The following is a 6700-nucleotide window of genomic DNA, read 5'->3' as shown; positions in this document are numbered from 1 at the left end:
AATCATCACGAACCTCTGCTGCCAGTTCATACAGGCTAAGTTGTGCGCCTTCTATGAGATAGCAGCGAAATCAGTTCGGGCTAAACACGTACCGTGACTCGAACGATGCCGTCCGATAGCGGACACGACGACGCACGCTACCTCGCCGGGTCGCCGGTTCGGGCCACCGTCCTCAGGACGCTTCGAGAGGATCCGCGTCGCCCGGCGGATCTGACCGACGCGGTCGACGCCACTCGGACCACGGTCCAGCGGATCCTCGCCGGGTTCCGCGAGCGCGAGTGGGTGGTCAAACGGAGTGGTGAGTACCACGTCACGGCGACCGGGAAACGAGTCCACGACGCCTACGAGGGACTGTTGACCGAGATCGACCGTGCCGACCGATACGGCGGGTTTGCGGCCGATCTCGAACGTGTGGACGCTGGATTCCCGGCCTCGGCGCTCGACCGCGGCGAGGTCACCGCGGCGACCGATCGAGACCCGCTCGCGGCGCTCGATCGGGTCGTGGAACTCGTTCGACTGGCGAACGGGGCGACGATCCGGGCGGTCTCACCCATCGTGACCACCCAGTACAACGAGGCGGCCGCGTCGGCGCTTGATGAAGGGGGAAGCGTGGAACTAGTGATCGACGGTGCGGTCCTCGAGACGTCGATCGAGGAGTTCGGTCAGGCGACCGATCGGGCCCTCTTCGACGATGACGCCACCGTCTACGTCGCCCCCGAAGCCATCGAGTACGGTCTGTTCCGATACGCCGATGTCGCGTGCGTGATCGCGTACGGGAATGCCAACAACCCGCGGTACGTGTTCGAATCGACCGACCCGTCGGTGATCGAGTGGGTCGATTCGCGGTTCGAGGCGCTCGTCGCGGACGCGACGCCGCTATCCGCGGCAATGGAGGAGAACTGACCGAGCCGTCGCTTCAGGAGTCGTCGACCGACGGTCGTGTCTCGTTCGAGCCGTCCGGACGGTCGGGATCGAAGTTCGCCGGCACGACGGTCGGATGGTCGATGCCAACGGAAGGCGAGTGCTCGCTCATGGTCCTATCCGATACCACGGCTTCGTCTCCCTAAAGATTACCCATACGCATAACACATCGCCCGGTGCGTGAACGATACGCCCGGGTTATATTGGGATCCGGCGAACTACTCGCCGAACTCCTCGGCGTAGAGTTCTTGGGCGTGTTCGATGGCCGTCGTGGCAGTCGCTTTGTCCTCCCAACCGAGGGTTTCGACCTCCTTGCCTGCCTCTAGGTTCTTGTAGGTCGAGAAGAACTCGTCTATCTCGTCGCGGATCTGCTGGGGGATGTCATCGAGGTCCTCGACGTGATCGAATCGCGGGTCCTCGGTCGGAACGGCGATCACCTTATCGTCCTGCTCGCCGTCGTCGTCCATCTTCATCAGGGCGACGGGGCGAGCCTCGACCACGCAGCCGGGGAACGTCTGGTCCTCGACGAGCAGCATCACGTCGAACGGGTCGCCGTCGTCGTAGTACGACTGGGGGATGAACCCGTAATCGTACGGGTAGTGAACGTTCGAGTGTAAGACCCGGTCGAGCACGACGGCAGGGATGTCCTTGTCGTACTCGTACTTGTTTCGCTCGCCCTTGAGACACTCCACGACCGCGTATATTTTCTCGGGCGCGTCCGGCCCCGTTTCGAGGTCTTCCCAGAGGTTTACCATGTGTGACACAGTCCGGCGAACGCGTCCAAAGTCCTTTCGGGACGACACGGCTGGTCTCGTTCTCGCTCGTTCGGATCCGTCACGACGTGGCGTCATCGGATCCGCGTGCGGCGCGGTCGAAGACCTCTGTATGAACGTTCATGGCCGTGTGGCGGTCTTTGCGGAATAAAACCCGGTGAACGTTGAGAAAGATTATAAGTACGGGAACCATCCCATCAAGCATGTCAGAGGCACGATCCGTTTCCGAGGCATCGACGACCGCACACGACCTGACCGCGTTTCAGCAGAACATCCTGACTATCCTCGCCGAGGAACCGATGTACGGGCTCGCGGTCAAACGCGAACTCGAGTCGTACTACGGCTCGGAAGTGAACCACGGTCGACTCTACCCCAACCTCGACGACCTCGTCGAGCAGGGCTTCGTCGCGAAGAGCGAACTCGACAAGCGAACGAACCAGTACGAGCTCACGGAGGACGGCCATGACGTCGTTCTTGGCCAACTGGAGTGGGTTCTCGACCGGTTCGTCACCGACGAGACGCGAGCCGACGAGGTCCGCGGTCTCTTCGAGTAGTCCACGCCTCGGAGTCCGTTCTGCCGTTCACGTCTCACTCGGCCGCGATCCGCGTGCTGGCACACGACGCGGATCGTCTCTCCGTCACTACGTTTCCGGCGTCAGCCATCCGTTTCCGGCGTCAGCCGTCCGACTCCTCGATGGTCTCGGCGATCGATTCGATCCTGTCGAGCGACTCCGTAACGACCGCGAGCTGCTCGTCGGTCGGCCAGCCGTTTCGGGGGAGAAACTCCTCGCGAAACTCCTCACGCATCGCCGGCGTCGCGTCGTCGACGGGCCGCACGTAGTGGTTGCTCATGAACGCCGCGAACGTCCGAGCGGTTGCGGCGTGGACGTCGGCGGCGCGGTCGGCGACTGCCTCGACGACCGCGTCGTTGTAGGCGGCCACCGCCTGATAGCGGTCGGCGTCTCCGGGTCCCGACAGCGACACCTCGACCGCGCGATCCGTCTCCTCGATCCGGTCCATCCGTACCGTCCCTGACTCCATCCACTCGTCGGGGTACAACACCAGCGTGTCGTCCTCCTTACGGAGCCGTGGCGTGTACTCGTAGTCCGTTACGAGTTCGTCGCGACGCTCGCGGTAGTGTGCGGCGGCGTCAGGATCCGCCGCCTCGCGGGCGAGACGGGTGAGCCGCTCCGCCTCGTCGACGACATCGACGGGAACGTCGGGGACGCGACGCTCCTCGTCGAGACCATCGTTTTCGTCGGCTCCGGCCGCTATCCCGTCGCCGCCGTCTTCGGTCGCCTCCGCGTTGTCTCCGATCGGTTCCATGATCTCGCGTGCGCGTTCCCTCGCCCACTCGGGCGGTTCGTCGTCGGAGTTCTCGTCGTCGGAGTTCTCGTCGTCGGCAGCGACCCGGCTCCCCTCGTGTTCGTCAGTTTCGGTCATCGAGTGCCTCGTTCGCTAAGTCGTCTGCCCGGTCGTTTATTTCTCGCGGAACGTGAGCGAGCGACCAGCGGTCGAACCGCTCTAAAAGTTCCCGAACCCGAACCCGCTTCTCGCGCAGTTCCGGATCGTTGGCGTTCCACTCGCCGCGCACCTGCTTGACGATCAGTTCGGAGTCGCCCCGGACGTCGACGGCATCGAACCCGTACTCGTCGGCGGCCTCAAGCGCCCGGATCAGCGCCGCGTACTCCGCCTGATTGTTGGTAACGCGGCCGATCCGCTCACCCCCCTCGGCGACGACGCCGTCCGACGTGACGAGACACCAGCCGACCGCTCCCGGACCGGGATTCCCGCGGGACGCCCCGTCGAAGTAGACGTGGGCCCGTCCGCCCCCCTCGTTCAGGAGGTTCGTCAGCCTGGTCGGATCGCTCCCCTGGACGACCACTTTGTCGTCGTATGCGACGGCGACGGCCCCGTCCCGCTCGGCGCGCCACCGCTCGTGGTCGGTGTTGCCGGCCTCGATCCGGACGTTCGCCTCCTCCAGACGGGACCGTGCGGCCGCCGGATCGCAGTCGATCGTCGGCATTCGATCGGAATCGGAGGCGGGAACCCAAAGCGTTGTCCGTCCGCCAGTCGACCACCGCGACCTCCGTCGGCAGCCGAGCCCGTTCGTCCATTTATAAACGATCGGGACAACGTATCGCGGGACGTACTCCCGTCATCGATCACAAAAGGCGATCACGGTGAACGATCGCCGGCGCGGTTTCTCGTCCACGACGCCGACGGCGGAGCCGGTTTTATAAGTACCGTGGCGGCCACGGTAGCGGTATGACCGCACACGAGCCGACCGCCTCGGTACGTGACACCGCCGAGGCGATAGCCACGATGGAGATCCGCGGCGCGGCGACGATCGCCGGGGCGGCCGCCGAGGCGCTCGCGGCCCAAGCGCGGGGGATCGACCCGGATTCACCGGAGGCGTTTTGCGCGTCGCTGCGCGCCGCCGCCCGCACCCTTCACGAGACGAGACCGACAGCCGTCTCGTTGCCGAACGCCCTCCGCTACGTCCTCCAGCGCATGGATGGCCGAGACGTGGAGACGCTTCGCCGGAACGTCGTCGACGCGGTCGAGGAGTTCGTCGACCAACTCGACCGTGCACAGACGGATCTGGGACGAGTCGGCGCGAACCGGCTCGCCGACGGCGACACCGTGATGACCCACTGCCACTCGACGGACGCGCTCGCGTGTATCGAGGCTGCCGTCGAGCAGGGGAAGTCGATATCGGCGGTCGTCAAAGAAACGCGCCCGCGCAATCAAGGACATATTACCGCCGAACAGCTCCGAGACGCCGGCGTTCCCGTCACGCTGATTGTCGACTCCGCGGCGCGGCGCTACCTCGATACGGTCGACCACGTCGTCGTCGGCGCGGACTCCATCGCGGCCGACGGCGGCGTGATCAACAAGGTTGGTACCTCGGGGCTCGCCGTCAACGCCCGCGAGCGCGGCGTCCCGATCATGACCGCGGCCCAGACGATCAAGCTCCACCCGGAGACGCTGACGGGCCACACCGTCGAGATCGAGATGCGCTCGGAGTCGGAGGTGATCGACGAGGACGCCCGCGAGGCGATCGGCGACATCAGCGTCGAGAACCCCGCGTTCGACGTGACGCCGCCACGGTACATGGACGCGATCGTCACCGAACACGGGCAGTTCCCGCCCGAGAGTATCGTGACGCTGATGCGGGAGCTGTTCGGTGAGGGTGCCGCCGAGCCGTGGGCGGAGCCATGAGCGACGAAGACGGACCCGCCCGGCCGACGCCGGATCCCGACCTCCGGCCGGACGACCAGGGGGGCTCTCCGAAGGTGATCGCCGCGGGTCATATCAACTGGGACGTGACGATCCACGTCGACGAGCTGCCCGAACGGGACGGGGAGACCCGGATCGAACGGCTCGAACAGTCGGGTGGCGGCAGCGCGGCGAACGTGGCGGTCGGCCTCGGCGGGCTCGGCGGCCGGTCGATCGTCTTCGGGAGCGTCGGGGGCGACGAGTCGGGCGCGCTGGTGTTGCGCGAACTCGCGAACGCCGGCGTTGACCCGGGACACGTCCTCGTCGACGCCGGGGAGGCGACCTCCGTCACCTATGTGATCGTCGACGGCGGCGGCGAGCTGCTGATGCTCGCCAACGAGGGGGCGAACGAGTCCTTTTCGGCGGCCGACCTCGACCGGGATACCCTCGCGGCCGCCGACCACCTCCATCTGACCGGGCAGCAGCCGGCGACCGCGGCCGCGCTGGCGACGGGCGCGGCGGAGGTCGGCGTGACTCGAAGCTTCGACCCCGGCCGACGCGTCAGGGACCGCGAGTACGACGCCGCGCTCCACGCCGCCGATCTCCTGTTCGTGAACGATCGGGAGGCCGACGCGCTCGCCGCGGGGACCGACATCGACCCGCGAGCACCGACCGACCGCGTGATCGCCGTGAAACACGGCGGATCCGGGGCAACCGTCCACACCCCACACGGCGACGTCTCGCATCCCGGCTTCGAGGTCGACGCGGTCGATACTGCCGGTGCGGGCGACGCGTTCGCGGCCGGATTCCTCGGCGCGGCGCTCCGGGACTCGGCGATCACCGGGGACGGATTCCCACACGACCCGCGAGAGTATCAGGTCCCGTTGCTCGTGGCGAACGCCTGCGGCGCGATCGCGGCGGAAACCGTCACCGCGCGGACCGACCTCTCGTGGGACCGGGTCAGATCGATGATGGGTGAGTCACCCGAGTCGGACCTCCTGATCGAGGTTCGGGGCTAACGCGGGTCGCCTGCGTCCACGTCCGCCGACTCGGCGACGGTGGCGAGCACGGCCGGTCACGCAACCCCTAAGAGCGTGACGGACCCACGTTCGATATGGATATCGCGATACTCGGCGGCACCGGAGACATCGGCGAGGGGCTCGCGCTCCGGCTCGCCGCGGACACCCGCCACGAGATCCTGATCGGCTCGCGTGACGCCGAGAAGGCGGAGACGAAGGCGGAGGAGTACACGACCGAGCTCGACAGCCGCGGGCTCGACCGCGAGGTGACCGGCTTCGAGAACGTCGCGGCCGCGGAACGGGCCGACGTCGTCGTGCTCGCGGTCCCGCCGTACCACATCGGTGACACCGTCGAGGCGGTGGCGGACGCCTTGGACGACGGTGACGTGCTCGTCTCGCCGGCGACCGGAATGAAACGAGACGACGAGGGGTTCCACTATCATAAACCCGGCGCGGGTTCGGTCACGCGGATCGCCGCGGGGGCTGCCCCGGACGGGGTCGCGGTCGTCGGAGCGTTCCACAACCTCGCAGCCGCTCGCCTCGCGAATCTCGACGCGGAGTTAGGGATCGACACGCTCGTCATCGGCGACGACGAGGACGCCAAGGGGATCGTAACGGATATCGCGGAGGGTATCGACGGGCTTCGCGCGCTCGACGCCGGAGGGGTCGCCAACGCACCCGAAATCGAGGCGGTCACACCGCTTTTGATCAACGTAGGGAGCAACAACGACGGGCTTCACGACCTCGGGATCCGGTTCACGTGAG

General features: G+C 66.5%; 8 protein-coding genes. 5 read left to right on the top strand and 3 right to left on the bottom strand.

The window, feature by feature from the left end; translation table 11 throughout:
* Positions 1 to 105: 105 nt before the first annotated feature.
* On the top strand, positions 106 to 903 hold the full coding sequence (locus tag J2751_RS12315; RefSeq protein WP_209486407.1) for a helix-turn-helix transcriptional regulator: 798 nt from the start codon (positions 106 to 108) through the stop codon (positions 901 to 903).
* A 236-nt stretch (positions 904 to 1139) separates the two neighbouring features.
* Here J2751_RS12315 and J2751_RS12310 read toward each other — a convergent pair whose 3' ends face one another.
* The gene (locus J2751_RS12310) at positions 1140 to 1676 is read right to left on the bottom strand and encodes an inorganic diphosphatase (protein ID WP_209486405.1); all 537 of its coding nucleotides are present in this window, start codon (positions 1674 to 1676) and stop codon (positions 1140 to 1142) included.
* 221 nt (positions 1677 to 1897) lie between these two features.
* Here J2751_RS12310 and J2751_RS12305 point away from each other — a divergent pair, with 221 nt between their 5' ends.
* Positions 1898 to 2248, top strand: a complete 351-nt coding sequence (locus tag J2751_RS12305; RefSeq protein WP_209486404.1) for a PadR family transcriptional regulator — start codon at positions 1898 to 1900, stop codon at positions 2246 to 2248.
* Positions 2249 to 2369: 121 nt separating this feature from the next.
* On the opposite strand, the gene J2751_RS12300 is transcribed toward J2751_RS12305, so the two are convergent.
* Both J2751_RS12300 and rnhA read right to left on the bottom strand, forming a co-directional pair.
* Positions 2370 to 3020, bottom strand: a complete 651-nt coding sequence (locus tag J2751_RS12300; protein WP_209486411.1) for a DUF7108 domain-containing protein — start codon at positions 3018 to 3020, stop codon at positions 2370 to 2372.
* Between the two features lie 103 nt (positions 3021 to 3123).
* Positions 3124 to 3720, bottom strand: coding sequence for a ribonuclease HI (gene rnhA, locus J2751_RS12295; protein ID WP_209486403.1), 597 nt, complete (start codon positions 3718 to 3720; stop codon positions 3124 to 3126).
* Between the two features lie 242 nt (positions 3721 to 3962).
* On the opposite strand from rnhA, the gene J2751_RS12290 reads away from it, so the two are divergent.
* The 3 genes from J2751_RS12290 to npdG all read left to right on the top strand — a co-directional run bounded on the left by J2751_RS12290 (position 3963) and on the right by npdG (position 6699).
* Positions 3963 to 4919: a ribose 1,5-bisphosphate isomerase gene (locus tag J2751_RS12290; protein WP_209486402.1), complete on the top strand. Its 957-nt coding sequence runs from the start codon at positions 3963 to 3965 to the stop codon at positions 4917 to 4919.
* Positions 4916 to 5935 (top strand): carbohydrate kinase family protein, encoded by a 1020-nt coding sequence (locus J2751_RS12285; RefSeq protein ID WP_209486401.1) that lies wholly within the window; start codon positions 4916 to 4918, stop codon positions 5933 to 5935. The genes J2751_RS12290 and J2751_RS12285 overlap by 4 nt, the downstream gene beginning before the upstream one ends.
* 95 nt (positions 5936 to 6030) lie before the next feature.
* A complete protein-coding gene (npdG, locus tag J2751_RS12280) occupies positions 6031 to 6699 on the top strand; it encodes an NADPH-dependent F420 reductase (protein ID WP_209486399.1) in 669 nt (222 codons plus the stop codon).
* Position 6700: the final 1 nt, after the last annotated feature.

It is taken from the genome of Halorubrum alkaliphilum (assembly GCF_017873815.1).
Taxonomy (GTDB): Archaea; Halobacteriota; Halobacteria; order Halobacteriales; family Haloferacaceae; genus Halorubrum; species Halorubrum alkaliphilum.
The sequence above is the reverse complement of the archived record's forward strand: the minus strand, read 5'-3'. Positions and strand labels throughout refer to the sequence as shown.